Raw genomic sequence first — 18823 nt, forward strand, 5'->3', positions numbered from 1 at the left:
TAGAATTCGAAATTGGTCAACCAATTTGTAAAGGTATAAAATTTTCGAAAACTTGTCCCCCGTTTGGTTGTTATTTTGCAAACAATAGGATACCTTTGTGGCTTTAAACGGCGCGACAGACGCTGCACAAACCGTACAAACAAAAAATTTATTCTATGAGTAATCTGTTCACTTCATCGATCGGCAGAAAGCTGATCATGAGCGTTTCGGGGGCTTTTCTGGTGCTGTTCCTGCTCTTCCACATGAGCATGAACCTGGCGGCCGTCTTCTCGGCCGAGGCCTACAACGCGATCTGCGAGTTCCTGGGCGCCAACTGGTACGCGCTGGCGGGAACGCTCGTACTGGCTGCCGGCGTGGCGGTACACTTCATCTACGCCATCATCCTCACCCTGCGCAACCGCAAGGCCCGGGGCGGCATCCGCTATGCCGAAACCGCCCAGGAAACGGGAGTCAGCTGGGCCTCGAAAAACATGTTCGTGCTGGGTCTGATCGTCATCCTGGGCCTGCTGCTCCACCTGTTCAACTTCTGGAGCAAGATGCAGCTGGTAGAAATCCTGGGTGAACACACCAACTCGCTGGGCCTCTCGCCGACCGACGGCGCCGCCCTGATCCAATACACCTTCAGCCAGTGGTACTACGCGGCCCTCTACCTCGTATGGCTCGTGGCCCTCTGGTTCCACCTCACGCACGGTTTCTGGAGCATGTTCCAGACCGTAGGCTGGAACAACCAGATATGGCTCTCGCGCACCAAATGCATCGCCAACATCGTGGCCACCGTAGTATTCCTCTGCTTCGCGCTGGTGGTGCTGGTCTTCTTTTTCCGGAGCCTGTGCCCCTACGCCTGCTAAGTAGTCCCTAACCGAAAAACAAAAACACAAGATATGGCAACGTTAGATTCGAAAATTCCTGCCGGCCCGCTGGCCGAGAAATGGAGCAAGCATAAGGCCGAGATCAAGGTGGTCAGCCCCGCCAACAAACGGAAACTGGACATCATCGTCATCGGTACGGGCCTGGGCGGCGCATCGGCGGCCGCTTCGCTGGGCGAACTGGGTTATAACGTGAAGGTGTTCTGCATCTCCGACTCGCCCCGCCGCGCCCATTCGATCGCCGCACAGGGCGGCATCAATGCGGCCAAGAACTACCAGAACGACAACGACTCGGTGTTCCGCCTCTTCTACGACACGATCAAGGGCGGCGACTACCGCGCCCGCGAAGCCAACGTCTACCGTCTGGCCGAAGTATCCAACTCGATCATCGACCAGTGTGTGGCCCAGGGCGTTCCTTTCGCCCGCGAGTACGGCGGTCTGCTCGACAACCGCTCCTTCGGCGGTGCGCAGGTATCGCGCACCTTCTACGCCCGCGGCCAGACGGGACAGCAGCTGCTGCTGGGCGCCTATGCGGCCCTCAACCGTCAGATCGCCAAAGGCTCGGTAAAGAGCTTCCCGCGCCACGAGATGCTGGAGCTGGTGATCGTGGACGGCAAGGCCCGCGGCATCATCACCCGCAACCTGGTGACGGGCCAGATCGAGCGTTTCGGCGCGCACGCCGTAGTGCTCGCTTCGGGCGGCTATGGAAACGCCTTCTTCCTCTCGACCAATGCCATGAACTCGAACGGTTCGGCCGCATGGCAGTGCTACAAGAAGGGGGCATTCTTCGCCAATCCCTGCTTCACGCAGATCCACCCCACTTGTATCCCCGTACACGGCGACCAGCAGTCGAAACTGACGCTGATGTCCGAGTCGCTGCGCAACGACGGCCGCATCTGGGTTCCCAAGAAGAAAGAGGACGTGGAGGCACTCCGCGCCAAGAAGAAAAAACCGTCGGACATCGCCGAAGAGGACCGCGACTACTACCTGGAGCGCCGCTACCCGGCCTTCGGTAACCTCGTGCCGCGCGACGTGGCTTCGCGCGCCGCCAAAGAGCGCTGCGACGCCGGATTCGGCGTGAACGAAACGGGCCTGGCCGTCTTCCTCGACTTCAAGACCGCCATCGAGCGGCTGGGCGAGGAGGTGATCCGCCAGCGCTACGGCAACCTCTTCCAGATGTACGAGAAGATCACCGACGTGAACCCGTACCACGAGCCGATGATGATCTATCCGGCCGTACACTACACGATGGGCGGCATCTGGGTGGACTACAACCTGATGACCACGATCCCCGGCCTCTACGCCATCGGCGAGGCCAACTTCTCCGACCACGGCGCCAACCGCCTCGGTGCATCGGCCCTGATGCAGGGTCTGGCCGACGGTTACTTCGTGCTGCCCTACACGATCGGCGACTACCTCTCGCACGAAATCCAGTCCCCGAAAGTGGACGTGACCACCAAGGAGTTCGACGAGGCCGAGCAGTCGGCGAAAGCCCGGATCGAGAAGCTCTTCTCGATCAAGGGCAAGCAGACCGTGGACGAAATCCACAAGAAGCTGGGCCACATCATGTGGGAGAACGTGGGTATGGCCCGCACGAAAGAGAGCCTCGAAAAGGCCATCGCGGAGATCCGGAAACTCCGTCAGGAGTTCTGGGCCGACGTGAAGGTGCCGGGCACGGCCGCCGAGTTCAACCAGGAGCTGGAAAAGGCGCTCCGCGTGGCCGACTTCCTCGAACTGGGCGAACTGATGGCCCGCGACGGTCTGAACCGCAACGAATCGTGCGGAGGACACTTCCGCGTGGAGTACCAGACCCCCGAGGGCGAGGCGCTGCGCGACGACGAGCACTACGCCTACGCCGCCGTGTGGGAATACACGGGCAAGGAGACCGAACCGGTGCTGCACAAGGAAGCGCTCAACTTCGAGGCCGTACATCTGGCCCAGCGCAACTACAAGGACTAAGGCGAGGGAGCGAACAATCAAAAACGTGTAAAATCAAGAGATCATGAATCTGAAATTGAAAATATGGCGCCAGAAGGACGCCAAATCCAAAGGAGGCTTCGAAACCTATCACGTGGAGAACATCTCGCCCGACACCTCGTTCCTGGAGATGCTCGACATCCTCAACAACAACCTGATCCACGAGGGCAAGGAGCCGGTGGTCTTCGACCATGACTGCCGCGAAGGCATCTGCGGCATGTGTTCGCTGCACATCAACGGCCATGCCCACGGGCCCGACGAAGACATCACCACCTGCCAGCTCCACATGCGCAAGTTCCACGACGGGGAGACCATCACCATCGAACCGTGGCGTTCGGCCGCCTTCCCGGTCATCAAGGACCTGGCCGTGGACCGCAGCGCATTCGACAAGATTCTGCAGGCCGGAGGATTCGTTTCGGTCAACACGGGCGGCGTGCCCGACGCCAACGCGATTCCCATCCCCAAGAAGGACGCCGACGAGAGCATGGACGCCGCCGCCTGCATCGGCTGCGGAGCCTGCGTGGCCACCTGCAAGAACGGCTCGGCCATGCTGTTCGTGGCCGCCCGCGTATCGTCGCTGGCCAAGCTGCCCCAGGGCCGCGTGGAAGGCGCCCGCCGCGCCAAGGCGATGGTTGCCAAGATGGACGAACTGGGCTTCGGCAACTGTACCAACACCGGAGCCTGCGAGGCCGAGTGTCCGAAAGGCATCTCGATCGCCCATATCGCCCGCCTCAACCGGGAGTTCCTGTCGGCCAAACTGAAAGACTAAAGGAATCGTCTTCCGCATACGGAAAAAGGGCGTCTCGGACGCCCTTTTTCTTTTGCCCGGACCCGCACCCCGGCCGTTCCCTCACTCCGGAGAAAGGGGAGATTCCGACGAAAGCTACCGGATTCCGGCGAAAATCATTACCTTTACCGAACCGAAAACCGCAACGATGGATACACTGCTCATCATACTGGCCGTACTATGTGCCGTAACGGGCATCGCAGGCAGCATTCTGCCCGTACTCCCGGGGCCTCCGGTCAGCTACGTGGGACTGCTGCTCGTGCACTGGGCCGGACGCGGGGAGTTCTCCACGCAGTTCCTGCTCACCTGGCTGGTCGTAACGGCCGCCGTGACACTGATCGACTACCTGATCCCGCCCTACCTGACGCGCCTTACGGGCGGATCGAAAGCGGCCGCCCGCTGGTCGCTGGCCGGCATGCTGGCGGGAATTTTCATCGTCCCGCCCGTGGGGATGATCGGGGGCATGTTCCTCGGGGCCCTGCTCGGCGAACTGTACAGCCACCGGGCCGAAAACCGCGATCTGTGGAAAGCGCTCAAAGTGGCCTTCGGCTCCCTGCTGGGCTTCGTGCTCGGCACGGGTATCAAGCTGGTTTCGGCAGGGTTTATGTTTTATTATGTGATCGCCGCCTTATGGTAAAAGAGTACGAACGAAATAGCCGCACGATGACCAATACGCTGAAAAATTTCCCGGCACGCCTCTACAAGATGACCCGCGCGTTCTACCGCGAAGTCCCCTCCACGGTCGAGGCCCGCGAGTTCATCGACTCGCTGGTCAACCTCCTCTTCCTGGTGCGTGCCAACAAGAACATGTCGCTCAAGGAGATCGAACTGCGCTGGGAACAGATACAGGAACGGTTCCTGAAGATCATCACCCCGCTGTGCGCCTCGCAGGAGTGTTGCTGCGAATCGCTCACGGAGCGTTTCTTCGGCGAAATTCCGCTTATCTTCACCGGACTGATGCAGGACGCCGAAATGTACGACCGCTGCGACCCCGCCTCCTACTGCAAGGAGGAGGTGATCCTCTGCTACCCGGGATTCTACGCCATGACCATCCACCGGCTGGCCCACGTGATGCACAAACTGAACATCCCGATCCTGCCGCGCGTGGTGGCCGAATGGGCCCACAGCCAGACGGGAATCGACATCCACCCGGGGGCCACGATCGGCAAACGGTTCTACATCGACCACGGTACGGGCATCGTGATCGGGGAGACCTGCATCATCGGCGACAACGTGAAGATCTACCAGGGAGTGACGCTCGGCGCCACCTACGTGGACAAGGAGCTGAAAGGGGTGCGCCGCCACCCGAAGATCGAGGACAACGTCATCATCTACGCCGGAAGCACCATCCTCGGGGGCGACACCACCATCGGACACGACACGGTGATCGGCGGTAACGTGTGGCTCACGGAGTCGGTTCCGCCCAATTCGCGGGTCTACCACCGTCCCGAAATCGTCATCAAGGGGGCCGCCCGCCCCAAAAGGGAAAAAGTCCTGAAATAACCTACGGTTCCCCTGTACTACGAACACCAAACGTCCGAACGATATGAAGTGCGAAACATGCGCCAAATGGTGGAACAGCGACATGGCCGTGCTGGCCAAACGGCTGCTGGCGGTCTATGCCGCCCTTTTCCTCTGCCGGATCATCTTCTACCTCTACAACGCCCCGTTGCTGGGCCCGGTCGCAGGCGGGGAAGTGTGGCCCCTGCTGAAAGGGTCGCTCGTATTCGACACGGCTTCGATCCTCTATGTCAACGCCCTGTTCATTCTCCTTTCGCTGCTTCCCCTGCGGATACGGGAACGGAAAGGATACCAGCGCATGCTGTTCACCTACTGGATCGCCGTCAACGGAGCGGCCGTCGTGGTCAACCTGTCCGATGCCGTCTATTTCCGCTACACGCAGAAACGGTTCACCTCGGACGAAATCTTTTTCGCCTCCAACGACAACTCAGCGAGACTGATCCTGAAATTCGCCGCCGAAAACTGGTATCTGGTCGCGGCGGGCATCCTGCTGATCGCGGCTCTGGTCTGGGCATGGCGCCGGAGCGGGCATCCCTGTACGCCGGTCGCCGGCAGGGGAGGGTACCTCGCCGTCGGCACACTGTTCCTGCTGGGAGCGGTCGCCCTGGTCATCGGAGGCATCCGGGGCGGATTCGGCCGCTCGGTGCGGCCGATCACCCTGAGCAACGCCACCCTCTACACGCCCTCGCCCGACAAGGCCAACCTGATCCTGAGCAATCCGTTCTGCATTATCCGCACGTTGGGCAAAGGACATATCGCCTATACGAAATACTACGCTCCCGAAGAGCTGGAGTCGATCTTCACCCCCTGCCACTATCCGGCCGGCGGGGAGGCGGCACTCCTCACCGACACCTCCGCCCCGTACGAAGGTCCGGGACCGCTGCGCCCCGTCCTCGGCCAGCGCAACATCGTGATTTTCGTTCTGGAGAGTTTCAGCGCCGAGCACTCCGGCCTGCTCAATCCCGACCTCTATCCCGACGGGAAGGGATTCACCCCGTTCCTCGACTCGCTGATGCGGGAGGGATACACCTTCACGTCGGGCTTCGCCAACGGCCACAAGTCGATCGAGGCGCTGCCCGCCGTATTCAGTTCGATCCCCTCGTTCAAGACGCCCTTCGTCCTGCTGCCCCAGTCGCTGGCCCCCACCCGGGGACTTCCGAAGATACTGGGCGAAGAGGGCTACGCCACCGCCTTCTTCTGCGGTTCGCCCCGCGGTTCGATGGGTTTCGGGGCCTACGCCACGGCCTCCGGCATCACCCGCCTGTACAGTCAGGAAGACTACGAGAAGGCACACGGGACGGACGATTACGACGGTTACTGGGGCATCTGGGACGAACCGTTCCTCGGCTTCATGGAGGAGACGCTCGGGGAGCTGCCGCAGCCCTTCTTCGCCTCGGTTTTCACCCTCTCCTCGCACCATCCGTTCGTCGTGCCCGAAAAATACGAGGATACGCTGCCCGAGGGACGCACGCGCATCCACAAGGGAGTGGCCTACACCGACCTGGCCCTGCGCCGCTTTTTCGAACGGGCCGCCGGGACCGACTGGTTCCGCAACACGCTTTTCGTCTTCACGGCCGACCACGTCTCCTCGGAAACCTTCGCGCCCAAGACCCGCACCCCGACCGGAAAGAGCCGCATCATCCTCTTCCTCTACACGCCCGACGGCGCCCTGCGCGGCACGGACAACGTGGTGGCGCAGCAGACCGACATCATGCCCACCCTGCTGGGGCTGATCGGGTACGACAAACCCTATTTCGCTTTCGGGCGGGACATTCTGGGCGAACCCGAACGGATGCCGATGGCGGTGAACTACGCCAACCAAAATTTCCAGGCCGTCACCGACTCGGTAGTGATCTATTTCGACGAGGAAAAGGTACTGGGCGCCTACGCCCGCAGCGACACGCTCCAGCGGCACGACCTGGCCGGACGGGAAAACGGCGCCGTCCGGGATGCGGAACGCCGCCTGAAGGCCGTCATACAGCAGTATTACCGGCATCTGGAGGAGAAAAACTACATGGTAAAATAGGACGCGTTCCTGCGAAATTCGGCAAATCGCTTTGGAAATCGAACCTTTTGCGTTACCTTTGGAAATTACACGTTGAATCAGATGTTCAGAGCGCTTCTCTCCCCATTCGCCTTCCTCTACGGGCTTGCGGTGACCATCCGCCACAAGTTCTACGACTGGGGCTTTCTGCACTCCGAGGAGTTCGACATTCCGATCGTCTGCGTGGGCAACCTGACGGTCGGGGGCACGGGAAAGACCCCCGTGGCCGAGATGCTAATCGAACATCTGAGCCGCACCTACAAGGTGGCGCTCCTCTCGCGGGGATACCGCCGCCGTACGAAGGGATATGTCGAAGCGACCCTCCGCTCCTCGTTCCGCGAGGTGGGCGACGAACCCAAGCAGATCAAGCTGAAGTTTCCGGACATCGTGGTGGCCGTCTGCGAAAAGCGGGCCGAAGGTATCCGGCGCATCCGGCAGGAACACCCGGAAGTCGATCTGATCGTGCTGGACGACGGCTTCCAGCACCGGCAGGTGGAACCGTGGGTGAACATCGTGCTGATGGACTATTCGAGACCTATCTACCGCGACCACCTGCTGCCATGGGGTTCGCTGCGCGACCGCACCAACCAGCTCTACCGGGCCCATTTCGTGATCGTCACCAAATGTCCGCCGGAGATGAATCCGCTCGACATGCGGATCGTGACCAAATCGCTGGCCCTGTTCCCCTACCAGGGGCTCTACTTCTCCTCGCTCTCCACGGGCAGCATCACCCCGCTGTTCGCCGACATGGCCTCCGGACAGGTACTGGCGGGCAGCCCCGTGATCGCCATGGCCGGAATCGGCAATCCCGCCCCCATGATCCGTTCGCTCCGGGAGAGCTACGAGGTGGTGGACACGCTCGTCTTTCCCGACCACCATCCCTACCGGATGCGCGATCTGGACAAGATGAAAAAGGCATTGGAATCGGCCCCTCCGGGCACGATTATCGTAACGACCGAAAAGGACGCCGTGAAACTGACCAACCGGAAGCGGATTCCGGAAGAGATTCAGCGTGCGCTCTATTTCCTTCCGATAAAAGTCTCACTGACGGAGGATTCCAAGCGGAATTTTCTGCGAAAACTGGATTATGATGTTAGATCGAATCAAAAGTACGGCCTGCTTCATTCGCAATAAGGTTGCGTTCGAGCCCGAAGTAGGCATCATTCTGGGCACCGGCCTCGGCGGACTGGCCGACGGCATCGACACGGTCGCCTCGCTCGACTACCGCGAGATTCCCGACTTTCCCGTCTCCACGGTGGAGGGACACAGGGGCAGGCTGATCTTCGGCATGCTCGGCGGCAAAAAAGTGGTGGCCATGCAGGGCCGTTTCCACTACTACGAGGGATATACGCCCCAGCAGGTGGTCTTCCCCGTCCGGGTGATGAAGATGCTGGGCATCCGGTACCTTTTCGTTTCGAACGCCAGCGGCGGGGTGAACGAAACCTTCCGCACGGGCGACCTGATGGTCATCACCGACCACATCAACCTGATCCCCAACCCGCTGATCGGCCCCAACATAGCCGAACTGGGACCGCGGTTTCCGGACATGAACGACGCCTACAACCACGAACTGATCGAGAAGGCGAAACGGGTGGCCGCCCGCGAGGAGATTCCCCTCCGGTTCGGCTGCTACGTGGGCGGCACCGGCCCGACCTACGAGACACAGAAGGAGTACGGCTACTTCAAGGCTATCGGGGGCGACGCGGTGGGCATGTCCACCACGCCCGAGGTGATTGCCGCCCGCCACATGGGCGTCACCGTGTTCGGCGTATCGGTCATCACCAACATGGGCCTCACGGGGCTCAAGTCCACCCACGAAGAGGTGCAGGAGGAGGGCATCAAGGCCGGCAAACGGATGACCCGCCTATTTACCGAACTGCTGAAAGAGTTGTAACGATGAGAACGCTTACCCGTATCCTCTGCGTCGGAGCGGTCTGCCTGACCGTACTATCCGCCTGTAAAAAAGAGTATTACGACACGAACGAACCCGATCTGAAGACCCTTCGGATGGAGGCGGTCGGCGCACTTTTCGAAAACATCGCACGCCAGCCGGAATCGGCCGGCCAACTGATAAAAACGGCGGAAGAGACGATTTACGCGAGCTACACGGCCCTGCTTCCCCTGACCGACGCTGCCGTCAACGCCCGGGGCGTGGCCCGGGGCAACGCCATAGGATCGCTGCTCGAGTCGATCGCGCGCCAGCCGGAAGCACGGGCCACGCTGGAAGCGGCGGCCGAACAGTTTCTCGGGACCTACGACGACGTGAACATCACCGCAGAGATGAACAAATACGCCAAAGCGGCCGCATCGCCCTACCTGACCAGCGCGATCGCACGCCAGCCGGAGATGGCCGCCGCACTCACCGCCGTGGCGGCGAAGTACCTGGGACCCGACATCACCGCAAATTAACCGAACGCAAAACCATACAGACCCGATGATTAACAAAGTAATTCTGATAGGAAACGTGGGGGCCGATCCCGAAGTCCGCTCGCTGGAGGGCGGCGTGAAGGTGGCCCGCATCCGCATCGCCACCACCGAACGCATCTACAACCGGCAGACGCAGGAAGCACGCGAGCACACCGAATGGCACAGTGTGACGCTGTGGCGCAATCTGGCCGACGTGGCCGACCGTTTCATCCGAAAGGGAAGCCAGGTCTACGTCGAAGGACGCATCCGTTCCCGCGACTGGACGGACGAGGCGGGCAACAAACGCTTCGCCATCGAAATCATGGCGGACGATCTGAAACTGCTCGGCCGCAAACAGGAAGGGACAGGCGCCCCCCTGAGCGGAACCACCTACGGAGCCGCTCCCGCCGGAGCCCCCGCCCAGCCGTCATATGGCTCGCCCCAGCCCGGAGGACAGCCTGCCTACGGCGCCGCACCCCAACCGCAGCAGCCGGCCGCTCCCGCCGCCCCGGCGGAAGATCCCGACGACCTGCCGTTCTGATACGGTCCGGAACGAACATGCCGAAGGCCGCTTCTCCGAAAAGAGAAGCGGCCTTCGGATTTACCTGACGAGACCGTCAGAAAAATTTCTTCTTCGACTCGGTCACCACGAAATCTTTCAGATAGAAGGGCTCGAAATAGGCGATATCCTCGAACCGGCCGGCATCGAAAGCCTCCTGGGCCGGAGTGACCAGACCGCGGGCCGAAGGAGTGACATCCACCCACTTGACGCGGCCTTTCGGCAGGACATCCAGGCATTTGGCCGCCCCGCCGCCGAAAATGACGAACTCTCCGGGCCCGGAGACGAACTCCGAAAAACTGTCCGGAGTCACCACCGAAGCAGCCACCTCGGTGAGCGGACGGAGCCGGCCGTCGAACACCTGCGCATACACCTCCATGCGGCGGGCGTCGATCATCGGACAGAGACGGGCCGAGGCGAAATCGTCGATGTCCAGAATCCCCGCCTCGTCGTCCTCGGCGGCCACCCGCACCAGCGCCTCCAGCGAACCGACGGCGATCAGGGGGATTTGCAGCGCATAGCACATTCCCTTGGCCAGAGAAACGCCGATGCGCAATCCGGTGTAGGAACCCGGCCCCTTTCCCACGGCCACGGCGTCCAGTTCGTCGGCCCGTATGTCGTTTTCGTGCAGAATCTCCTCCACGTACACGCCGAGCTGACGGGCGTGGTCGCGTCCCTGCGTGCTCTCCCGCAGGGAGATCAGCCGGCCTCCGCGGGCCAGCGCCACGGAACAGATATCGGTTCCCGTTTCGATGCAAAGTATGAGTGCCATATGCGTCTGTTCGATCTTCTCCACAAAAGTAGGCAATTATGGGGATTAATCGGCCAAAAGCATTATTTTTGTGGAGCAAAAAACGAAAAAGCATGGAAAAAGTCATCGGCATCGGCAATGCCCTCACGGATATTCTGATCAACCTGCCCTCGGACGAGATACTGAAACGGTTCGGCCTGCCCAAAGGCAGCATGAGCCTGGTGGACGCCGACCTGCAACGGAAGATTTCGGAGAGCACGGCCGACCTGCCCCGCACCCTGTCGCTCGGCGGTTCGGCCGGCAATACGATCCGGGCCATGGCCCGCCTCGGCGCGCAGGTCGGTTTCGTGGGCAAGGTGGGCAACGACACGACCGGAGACTTTTTCGAAAAGGCGCTGGAAAACCTGGGCGTGAAACCCACCATCCTCCGGGGAACGCTGCATTCGGGCCGGTGCGTGTCGCTGGTGTCGGGCGACGGGGAACGGACGATGGCCACCTATCTGGGCGCCGCGCTGGAGATGAAGGGCGGAGAGATCGCTCCGTCGGTCTTCGAAGGTTTCGACTGCCTCTATATAGAAGGATACCTGGTACAGGACCACGACCTGATCCGAACGGCCGTAGCCACCGCCAGACGATGCGGCATGAAGGTGGCCATCGACCTGGCCAGTTTCAACATCGTGGAGGAGAACCTCGATTTCCTGCGCGGACTGGTGCAGGAGTACGTCGACATCCTCTTCGCCAACGAGGAGGAGGCCCGCGCCTTCACCGGGGAGGTGAAACCGCTCCGGGCGCTGGAAGTGATCTCGAGGGCCTGCGAACTGACCGTGGTGAAGGTCGGCATCAAGGGCGCCTACATCAAACGGCAGGGCGGGGAGGTGATCCACGTGGGCATCCTCACCGCCGCCAACCGGGTGGACACCACCGGGGCGGGCGACTTCTACGCCGGGGGATTCCTGGCGGGCCTGTGCCAGGGGCTGACGCTCCGGCAGTGCGGCACGATCGGAGCCATCGCGGCCGGAAAGGTGATCGAAGTGATCGGCACCACGTTCGGCGAAGAGACCTGGACGGAGATTCTGCGGCTCGTCCACAAAGTGAAAACGGAAAAATACCTGTTCTGAAAACCGACTCTGACATGCGTACCCTCATCGAACTCGAAAACATGGAATTCAAGGCCTTTCACGGCTGTTACGACCTGGAAAAGAAGGTGGGCAACCTGTTCCGGGTGGACGTGGCGATCGAAGCCGAAATCGGGGATGCCGCCGCGAAGGACTCGATCGGGGAGACGGTCAACTACCTCACCGTGTTCGAACTGGTGCGCGAGCAGATGGCCGTCACTTCCGACATCATCGAAAACGTGGCCGAACGGATCATCGACGCGATCCGCGCCCGCTTCCCGCAAGTCCTGCGCGTCACGGCCAAAGTGTCGAAACTCGCCCCGCCGCTGGGCGGCAAAATCGAACGGGTGAGCGTAACCCTAACAAAATAAGGGGCTCGCGGAAAGTGTTGATAACTTCTTGATAAGTTATGCGGCACGGGGGGCGGTTCTCCCGAAAAGAGTGTGTAAACTTGTATTGCGGCTTCCGGCCCGGCAGTACCTCAACAGTCTGAATGTAACAACAATACAATACGAACATGTCAGGTAACAAGGAAAAGAAGAGTGCCGACGGCGCTCTGAAAGAGTACGACTACTCCGATGCGGTGGAGACGGCCAAGGCCTATTTCCGGGGCGACGAACTGGCCGCCACGGTGTGGGTGAGCAAGTACGCCCTGAAAGATTCGATGGGCAAGCTCTACGAGAACTCCCCGGAGCAGATGCACTGGCGGATCGCCGGCGAGATCGCCCGGATCGAGGAGAAGTATCCCAATCCGATGGACGCGGCGGAGATTTACGGGCTGCTGAAGGATTTCCGCTACGTGATCCCGCAGGGAGGTCCCATGACCGGCATCGGAAACAACCTGCAGGTGGCCTCGCTGTCGAACTGTTTCGTGATCGGCCACAAGAACCCGGCAGACTCCTACGGCGGCATCATCCGCATCGACGAGGAGCAGGTGCAGCTGATGAAGCGGCGCGGCGGCGTGGGCCACGACCTGTCGCACATCCGCCCCACGGGCAGTCCCGTGCTCAACAGCGCCCTCACCTCGACGGGTATCGTCCCTTTCATGGAACGCTATTCCAACTCCACCCGCGAGGTGGCGCAGGACGGCCGACGGGGCGCGCTGATGCTCTCGCTCTCGATCAAGCACCCCGACGCCGAGAACTTCATCGACGCCAAGGTGGAGACGGGTAAGGTGACCGGAGCCAACGTCTCGATCAAGATCGACGACGAATTCATGCGCTGCGTGAAGGAGGGCAAAAAATACCACCAGCAGTTCCCGATCACGGGCGATCATCCGATGTACGAAAAGGAGATCGACGCCAAAGCCCTGTGGAACAAAATCATCCACAACGCATGGAAATCGGCCGAACCGGGCGTGCTGTTCTGGGATACGATCATCCGCGAATCGGTGCCCGACTGCTACGCCGACCGGGGTTTCACCACCGTATCGACTAACCCCTGCGGCGAAATCCCGCTCTGTCCCTACGACAGCTGCCGTCTGCTGGCCCTCAACCTGTACAGCTACGTGGACGATCCCTTCACGAAAGACGCCAAATTCAACTTCGATAAGTTCAGGAACCATATCGCCAAGGCGATGCGGATGATGGACGACATCATCGACCTGGAGCTGGAAAAGGTGCAGCTCATCATCGAAAAGATCAGCAAAGATCCCGAAGACGAGGATATCCGCCACGTGGAGCACAGCCTTTGGGAGAAAATCCGCGAAAAGGCCCTGATGGGCCGCCGCACGGGCCTCGGCATCACGGCCGAAGGCGACATGCTGGCCGCGCTGGGCCTGCGTTACGGCACGGACGAGGCGATCGACTTCGCCGTGGAGGTACAGAAGACCCTCGCGCTGGGGGCCTACCGCGCTTCGGTCGAAATGGCCGGGGAGCGGGGAGCGTTCCCGATCTACGACGCGAAGAAGGAGGAGAACAACCCCATGATCGCCCGCATCCGCGAGGCCGATCCGGCTCTCTACGAGGAGATGGTGAAGAAGGGCCGGCGCAACATCGCCATGCTGACCATCGCCCCCACGGGCACCACGTCGCTGATGTCGCAGACCACTTCGGGCATCGAACCGGTCTTCCGTCCGGTCTACAAACGGCGCCGCAAGGTGAACCCCAGCGACAAGGACGTGAAGATCACCTTCGTGGACGAGGTGGGCGATTCGTGGGAGGAGTACAACGTCTACCACCACAAGTTCCTCACATGGCTGGAAGTGAACGGTTACTCGACCGACATGCTCGATAAGATCACCGACGAGGAGCTCGACAAGCTGGTCGAGAAGTCGCCCTACTACAAGGCCACGGCCAACGACATCGACTGGGTGGCTAAAGTGAAGATGCAGGGCGCCATCCAGAAGTGGGTGGACCACTCGATCTCGGTGACCGTCAACCTGCCCAACGAAGTGACCGAAGAGCTGGTGGCGCAGGTCTACCTCACCGCCTGGGAGTGCGGCTGCAAGGGCGTCACGGTCTACCGCGACGGTTCGCGGGCCGGCGTGCTGGTCGACAGCAAGAAGAAGAAAAAGGAGGGCGACGAGAGCGGCAACGGCGAGTACAAACCGCCCCTGCACCGTCCGAAAGAGCTGGCAGCCGACATCGTCCGTTTCAAGAACGGCGAGGAGGACTGGATTTCGTTCGTGGGCATCTACAACGGCCGCCCCTACGAAATCTTCACCGGTAAACTGGAAGAGGACGCCATGTTCATCCCGAAGAAGGTGACAAAAGGTGTGATCCTGAAGGTGGTGGACGCCGAAGGCAACAAACGCTACGACTTCCAGTACACCGACAAATACGGCTATACCAACACGATCGGCGGCATCTCCCGCTTGTTCGACGAGGAGTTCTGGAACTACGCCAAGCTGATTTCGGGCGTGCTCCGCAACGGAATGCCCATTCTGGACGTGGTGACGCTGATCGAATCGCTCCACCTGAACAGCGCCTCGATCAACACGTGGAAAAACGGCGTGGCCCGGGCTCTGAAGCAGTACATCTCGAACGGTACCAAGTCCAAGGAGAAGTGTCCCAACTGCGGACAGGAGACGCTCGTCTACCAGAACGGATGCCCTGTCTGCATGAGCTGCGGCCACTCCAAATGCGGTTGATACCTTTCTTTACCAATCATAATTCCGAAGCGAAAGAGCGGCTCCCGCAAGGGAACCGCTCTTCGTGATTGACATGGGATGCCGCCGGAACGGGAACATCTCCTCCGTTCCGGAAAAAACGTCCGGAACTATTTTCCCGTTTCGGCCTGCCGTTTGACCTTCGCCTCGTCGTCGGGGAAGCTGACCGTGTAGATCAGGTTCTCCAGCTGGCGCAGGTAGTTCCTTTTGGGCTTCTTGGGCGAATAGACGTACATGTCGATGGTGGTCACCCGGTTCGTGGTAAGGTTCAGCGTGGAATAGCTGATGAAGGGACCGCCCATGAAGTCGCCGTGCACCTCCCAGAAACCGCGCATCTCGGCCCAATAGCGGCCGTCGATCCGCACGTGTTTCAGATCGGGCAGGGCATCGGGATAGGTGGCCATGTAGGAGCTGTCGGAGGGCCCCGGAATCCGTGCGGCGAATTCGTTGCGTCGGGCCAGCAGAGCCCCCACCGTGAAATCCGCCTTCCCCGTATAGGGATAGCTGTATATGAAAAATCCCTGGCTCGCCAGCGGCAGTTCGTAGGAAATCCAGAGAAAATCGGGGCTCTCCTGACGGAGTTTGTACCCGGTGGGCACCTGCATCTGCATGTCGAATTTCCGGCGGATCAGCTCCACCAGTTCGCGCTCGTAATGCTTTTTACCCTGGGCGATGGCCCGCTCGCGCTCGGCCAGTTCGAAAATGGTCTGCAATTCGTAGCGGTGCCCGGACATGTAGGCGACCACCGCGGAATCGGAAGGTCCGGTGACCGAAACGATGATCTGCGGCGCCGCATCCACATCGTAGGAGGCCGTCATGGAGGGCTCGGCGTAATCGGAACCAGTCTTGATCGTCAGCAGGTTGCGGTGGCGCATCACCAGCCCCGTATAGTTCGGCACGTAGAACAGGTCATAGATCGGTTCGAGCTGGTTGATCATCGGCACGGGTTCCTGCAGGATGGAACGGATCGTATCGCCCAGCCGTCCGTCCCACTTCTCTTTGGGGCAGACCACGAAGATTTCGTACAGGCCGCCGCTCGAAGTGATCTGCTTGTTGGGCGCCCCGCAACCGCCCAGCAGAAGGGAGAGTGCTCCGAAACAAAGAATCTTTCGCATATTTTTCATAATCCGGTCGGTTTTATTCGAACAAAAGTAGCTCTTTTTTAGAATATCTTGTCAAATGACGGAAATGATTTTAACTTTGCACCGTTTTTGAAACGCACGAATCACACGAACGAAACGAACCTAATAACCGTCAGCCGATAACGATGTTCGCCGGAGCCACAAAAATCCTCACCAGGATGTTCCCTTCGCTCAGATGGAACATGGCGGGCGACGAGCGGGTGTTCCTCACCTTCGATGACGGTCCCACGCCCGGAATCACGGAGTGGATTCTGGAACAGTTGTCCAATTACGATGCCAAAGCCACGTTCTTCTGCCTGGGCAAGAACGCCGAGCAGTACCCCGACCTGTACCGGCAGATCGTGGAGACGGGACACCGCATCGGAAACCACACGTACAGCCATCAGAAAGGGTGGGGCATGAGCCTCGAACGCTACGTGGAGGACGTGGACTTCGCCAACCAGATTCTGAAAACCGACCTGTTCCGCCCGCCCTACGGCCGTATCAAGCCCGTGCAGCTGCGGGTGCTTTCGGAACGTTACAACATCATCCTGTGGAACGTGCTGAGCCGCGATTACAGCCGCGTGGTCTCTCCCCGCAAATGCCTGCGCAACGTCACCCGACAGGTGGGACCCGGTTCGATCGTGGTGTTCCACGACTCCCACAAGGCGTTCCGCAACCTGCGCTACGCCCTGCCCCGCACGCTCGACTACCTGAAAAAGCAGGGGCTCGAGTGTGCCGCCATCGACCTGTGACCCGACAGTGGCGGCCCGGAACCCCACGCTCCCACATCCGGCGGCAGGAAAGGGAACCGGAATTTTCATTTTCCGGTTTTTATTACTAATTTTGCCGCGCGGAAAATCCGGCGGAAATCCCTTGTCGGAAGCATGTTTACCCGCACCGCGACAAATTCGAACAAATCAGATAAAACCGAACACAATGGCTACAACCGCTGATCTCAAAAACGGCATGTGCATCGAGCTGAACGGCAAAACCTTCATGGTGGTCGAATTTCAGCACGTGAAACCGGGCAAGGGTCCCGCTTTCGTCCGCACGAAACTCAAAAACCTGGAAAACGGCCGCACCATCGACAACACCTTCACGGCCGGCGTCAATATCGAACCCGTGCGTGTGGAGCGCCGTCCCTACCAGTACCTCTACGAGGACGACATGGGCTGCAACTTCATGCACACCGAAACGTTCGAACAGATCCAGATTCCGCGCGAGATGATCGAGAACTCCGACCTGATGCGCGAGGGACAGGTGGTGGAGGTGATGTTCCACACCGAAAAGGAGACGGTTCTCTCGGCCGAACTGCCCCCGATCGTGGACATGGAAGTGACCTACACCGAGCCCGGCATCAAGGGCGACACCGCATCGACCAACTCGCTCAAGCCCGCCACGGTGGATACGGGCGCCACGGTACGCGTCCCCCTGTTCATCAATACGGGCGAAAAAATCCGGGTGGACACCCGCACCCGCGAATACTACGAGCGGATCAAATAACGGGCGGCAGAGCCGCAGGCATATATCCCAAAGGAAGACACATACCCGACCGGGTATGTGTCTTCCTCGTTTTTCCCGGTCCTTCTGCAGGAACGATATGTATCGCCGGGAAAGATCCCGCTGCCTGCACGGACGCTTCCGGAAAAACGGCGTCAGAGCGTCTCCGCTCCCCGGGGCAGAGAAAAGCCCGGTCGTCCGGCCGGGACCGCCGTGCGGAAAAATTCGGTATCTTTGCGGAAAACGGATCGCAAACCACAAAAACGAACAATATGCTTGCCTACACCTATGTCGAACGGGGAAAGTTCGAACTGAGGGAGAAACCGGTACCCGAACTGAAAGACGCCCGCGACGCCATCGTGCGCGTGCCCCATGCCGACCGGGGACTGAACCGGATTCCGGATACGGTAAGCGACGAACAGGCCTTGCTGACGGGAGACGTGCTCGCAACGGGATTCTGGGCCGTCCGCATTTCGGAGATCACCGAAGAGGAGACCGTTCTCATCATCGGCGCCGGTCCGACGGGCATCTGCACCCTGCTCTGTGCCATGCTGAAACGGCCGAAACGGATCATCGTCTGCGAAAAATCGCCCGAACGGATGCGATTCGTCCGCGAGCACTATCCCGACGTGTCGGTCATCGACCCGCAGCACTGCCGGGAATACGTACTCCGGCACAGCGACCACGGCGGCGCGGACCGCGTGCTGGAGGTAGCCGGAACCGAAGAGACCTTCCGCCTGGCATGGGAGTGCGCCCGGCCCAACGCCGTCGTCACCGTCGTCGCCCTGTACGACAGGCCCCAGACGCTTCCCCTGCCCGACATGTACGGCAAGAACCTCACCTTCAAGACGGGCGGGGTGGACGGATGCGACTGCGACGAAATCCTTCGCCTGATCGGGGAGGGAAAGATCGACACCACGCCGCTCATCACCCACAGGTTTCCGCTGGACGAGATCGGGGAGGCCTACCGCATCTTCGAAAACAGACTGGACGAGGTCATCAAAGTGGCCGTATCGGAAAAACAGGCCGGACGATAGTGTCTCCTCTCTCGGGGCACTCCTCAA

18 protein-coding genes are annotated in these 18823 nt (G+C 60.4%); 16 read left to right on the forward strand and 2 right to left on the reverse strand.

Features of this window, described 5'->3' with window-relative positions; all coding sequences use genetic code 11:
- Positions 1-155 precede the first annotated feature (155 nt).
- The 10 genes from INF32_RS10825 to INF32_RS10870 all read left to right on the forward strand — a co-directional run bounded on the left by INF32_RS10825 (position 156) and on the right by INF32_RS10870 (position 10142).
- A complete protein-coding gene (locus tag INF32_RS10825) occupies positions 156-848 on the forward strand; it encodes a succinate dehydrogenase/fumarate reductase cytochrome b subunit (RefSeq protein ID WP_226388420.1) in 693 nt (230 codons plus the stop codon).
- Positions 849-881: 33 nt separating this feature from the next.
- Positions 882-2825 carry a fumarate reductase/succinate dehydrogenase flavoprotein subunit gene (locus INF32_RS10830; RefSeq protein ID WP_226388421.1) on the forward strand — a complete coding sequence of 648 codons (1944 nt, stop codon included), beginning with the start codon at positions 882-884 and terminating at the stop codon, positions 2823-2825.
- 43 nt (positions 2826-2868) lie between these two features.
- A complete protein-coding gene (locus INF32_RS10835; RefSeq protein WP_226388422.1) occupies positions 2869-3612 on the forward strand; it encodes a succinate dehydrogenase/fumarate reductase iron-sulfur subunit in 744 nt (247 codons plus the stop codon).
- 166 nt (positions 3613-3778) lie between these two features.
- Positions 3779-4267, forward strand: a complete 489-nt coding sequence (locus INF32_RS10840) for a DUF456 domain-containing protein (RefSeq protein ID WP_226388423.1) — start codon at positions 3779-3781, stop codon at positions 4265-4267.
- Entirely contained in the window at positions 4261-5133 is an 873-nt protein-coding gene (gene epsC / locus INF32_RS10845) for a serine O-acetyltransferase EpsC (RefSeq protein ID WP_226388424.1), read from the forward strand. The genes INF32_RS10840 and epsC overlap by 7 nt, the downstream gene beginning before the upstream one ends.
- Positions 5134-5176: 43 nt before the next feature.
- A complete protein-coding gene (locus tag INF32_RS10850) occupies positions 5177-7177 on the forward strand; it encodes an LTA synthase family protein (protein ID WP_226388425.1) in 2001 nt (666 codons plus the stop codon).
- 81 nt (positions 7178-7258) lie between these two features.
- Positions 7259-8329: a tetraacyldisaccharide 4'-kinase gene (gene lpxK / locus INF32_RS10855; RefSeq protein WP_226388426.1), complete on the forward strand. Its 1071-nt coding sequence runs from the start codon at positions 7259-7261 to the stop codon at positions 8327-8329.
- The gene (locus INF32_RS10860; RefSeq protein ID WP_226388650.1) at positions 8286-9089 is read left to right on the forward strand and encodes a purine-nucleoside phosphorylase; all 804 of its coding nucleotides are present in this window, start codon (positions 8286-8288) and stop codon (positions 9087-9089) included. The genes lpxK and INF32_RS10860 overlap by 44 nt, the downstream gene beginning before the upstream one ends.
- Before the next feature lie 2 nt (positions 9090-9091).
- Complete coding sequence (locus INF32_RS10865) at positions 9092-9604, forward strand: hypothetical protein (RefSeq protein WP_226388427.1); 513 nt, start codon at positions 9092-9094, stop codon at positions 9602-9604.
- Between the two features lie 25 nt (positions 9605-9629).
- The gene (locus INF32_RS10870) at positions 9630-10142 is read left to right on the forward strand and encodes a single-stranded DNA-binding protein (protein ID WP_226388428.1); all 513 of its coding nucleotides are present in this window, start codon (positions 9630-9632) and stop codon (positions 10140-10142) included.
- A 76-nt stretch (positions 10143-10218) separates the two neighbouring features.
- Here INF32_RS10870 and tsaB read toward each other — a convergent pair whose 3' ends face one another.
- Entirely contained in the window at positions 10219-10932 is a 714-nt protein-coding gene (gene tsaB, locus INF32_RS10875; RefSeq protein ID WP_226388429.1) for a tRNA (adenosine(37)-N6)-threonylcarbamoyltransferase complex dimerization subunit type 1 TsaB, read from the reverse strand.
- Positions 10933-11024: 92 nt separating this feature from the next.
- Between tsaB and INF32_RS10880 the strand changes: the two genes are divergently transcribed.
- The 3 genes from INF32_RS10880 to INF32_RS10890 all read left to right on the forward strand — a co-directional run bounded on the left by INF32_RS10880 (position 11025) and on the right by INF32_RS10890 (position 15117).
- Entirely contained in the window at positions 11025-12029 is a 1005-nt protein-coding gene (locus tag INF32_RS10880) for an adenosine kinase (RefSeq protein ID WP_226388430.1), read from the forward strand.
- 14 nt (positions 12030-12043) lie between these two features.
- Positions 12044-12397, forward strand: coding sequence for a dihydroneopterin aldolase (gene folB / locus INF32_RS10885; RefSeq protein ID WP_226388431.1), 354 nt, complete (start codon positions 12044-12046; stop codon positions 12395-12397).
- Positions 12398-12543: 146 nt separating this feature from the next.
- Positions 12544-15117 carry an adenosylcobalamin-dependent ribonucleoside-diphosphate reductase gene (locus INF32_RS10890; RefSeq protein WP_226388432.1) on the forward strand — a complete coding sequence of 858 codons (2574 nt, stop codon included), beginning with the start codon at positions 12544-12546 and terminating at the stop codon, positions 15115-15117.
- Between the two features lie 128 nt (positions 15118-15245).
- On the opposite strand, the gene INF32_RS10895 is transcribed toward INF32_RS10890, so the two are convergent.
- On the reverse strand, positions 15246-16259 hold the full coding sequence (locus tag INF32_RS10895; protein ID WP_226388433.1) for a DUF4837 family protein: 1014 nt from the start codon (positions 16257-16259) through the stop codon (positions 15246-15248).
- A 176-nt stretch (positions 16260-16435) separates the two neighbouring features.
- Between INF32_RS10895 and INF32_RS10900 the strand changes: the two genes are divergently transcribed.
- From INF32_RS10900 to INF32_RS10910, 3 genes are all read left to right on the forward strand, one after another.
- Positions 16436-17011, forward strand: coding sequence for a polysaccharide deacetylase family protein (locus INF32_RS10900; protein WP_226388434.1), 576 nt, complete (start codon positions 16436-16438; stop codon positions 17009-17011).
- 184 nt (positions 17012-17195) lie between these two features.
- Complete coding sequence (efp, locus tag INF32_RS10905; RefSeq protein WP_226388435.1) at positions 17196-17762, forward strand: elongation factor P; 567 nt, start codon at positions 17196-17198, stop codon at positions 17760-17762.
- A gap of 269 nt (positions 17763-18031) precedes the next feature.
- Entirely contained in the window at positions 18032-18796 is a 765-nt protein-coding gene (locus INF32_RS10910; protein ID WP_226388436.1) for a zinc-binding dehydrogenase, read from the forward strand.
- Positions 18797-18823 lie beyond the last annotated feature (27 nt).

This window comes from Gallalistipes aquisgranensis, from assembly GCF_014982715.1.
Taxonomy (GTDB): domain Bacteria; phylum Bacteroidota; class Bacteroidia; order Bacteroidales; family Rikenellaceae; genus Gallalistipes; species Gallalistipes aquisgranensis.

Coding starts and splice junctions, on each gene's coding strand:
- INF32_RS10840 (WP_226388423.1), top strand. CDS start 3,779: ATGGATACACTGCTCATCATACTGGCCGTACTATGTGCCGTAACGGGC.
- INF32_RS10880 (WP_226388430.1), top strand. CDS start 11,025: ATGGAAAAAGTCATCGGCATCGGCAATGCCCTCACGGATATTCTGATC.
- lpxK (WP_226388426.1), top strand. CDS start 7,259: ATGTTCAGAGCGCTTCTCTCCCCATTCGCCTTCCTCTACGGGCTTGCG.
- INF32_RS10830 (WP_226388421.1), top strand. CDS start 882: ATGGCAACGTTAGATTCGAAAATTCCTGCCGGCCCGCTGGCCGAGAAA.
- INF32_RS10850 (WP_226388425.1), top strand. CDS start 5,177: ATGAAGTGCGAAACATGCGCCAAATGGTGGAACAGCGACATGGCCGTG.
- INF32_RS10835 (WP_226388422.1), top strand. CDS start 2,869: ATGAATCTGAAATTGAAAATATGGCGCCAGAAGGACGCCAAATCCAAA.
- INF32_RS10895 (WP_226388433.1), bottom strand. CDS start 16,259: ATGAAAAATATGCGAAAGATTCTTTGTTTCGGAGCACTCTCCCTTCTG.
- INF32_RS10900 (WP_226388434.1), top strand. CDS start 16,436: ATGTTCCCTTCGCTCAGATGGAACATGGCGGGCGACGAGCGGGTGTTC.
- INF32_RS10870 (WP_226388428.1), top strand. CDS start 9,630: ATGATTAACAAAGTAATTCTGATAGGAAACGTGGGGGCCGATCCCGAA.
- INF32_RS10910 (WP_226388436.1), top strand. CDS start 18,032: ATGCTTGCCTACACCTATGTCGAACGGGGAAAGTTCGAACTGAGGGAG.
- efp (WP_226388435.1), top strand. CDS start 17,196: ATGGCTACAACCGCTGATCTCAAAAACGGCATGTGCATCGAGCTGAAC.
- tsaB (WP_226388429.1), bottom strand. CDS start 10,932: ATGGCACTCATACTTTGCATCGAAACGGGAACCGATATCTGTTCCGTG.
- folB (WP_226388431.1), top strand. CDS start 12,044: ATGCGTACCCTCATCGAACTCGAAAACATGGAATTCAAGGCCTTTCAC.
- INF32_RS10825 (WP_226388420.1), top strand. CDS start 156: ATGAGTAATCTGTTCACTTCATCGATCGGCAGAAAGCTGATCATGAGC.
- INF32_RS10860 (WP_226388650.1), top strand. CDS start 8,286: ATGTTAGATCGAATCAAAAGTACGGCCTGCTTCATTCGCAATAAGGTT.
- INF32_RS10865 (WP_226388427.1), top strand. CDS start 9,092: ATGAGAACGCTTACCCGTATCCTCTGCGTCGGAGCGGTCTGCCTGACC.
- INF32_RS10890 (WP_226388432.1), top strand. CDS start 12,544: ATGTCAGGTAACAAGGAAAAGAAGAGTGCCGACGGCGCTCTGAAAGAG.
- epsC (WP_226388424.1), top strand. CDS start 4,261: ATGGTAAAAGAGTACGAACGAAATAGCCGCACGATGACCAATACGCTG.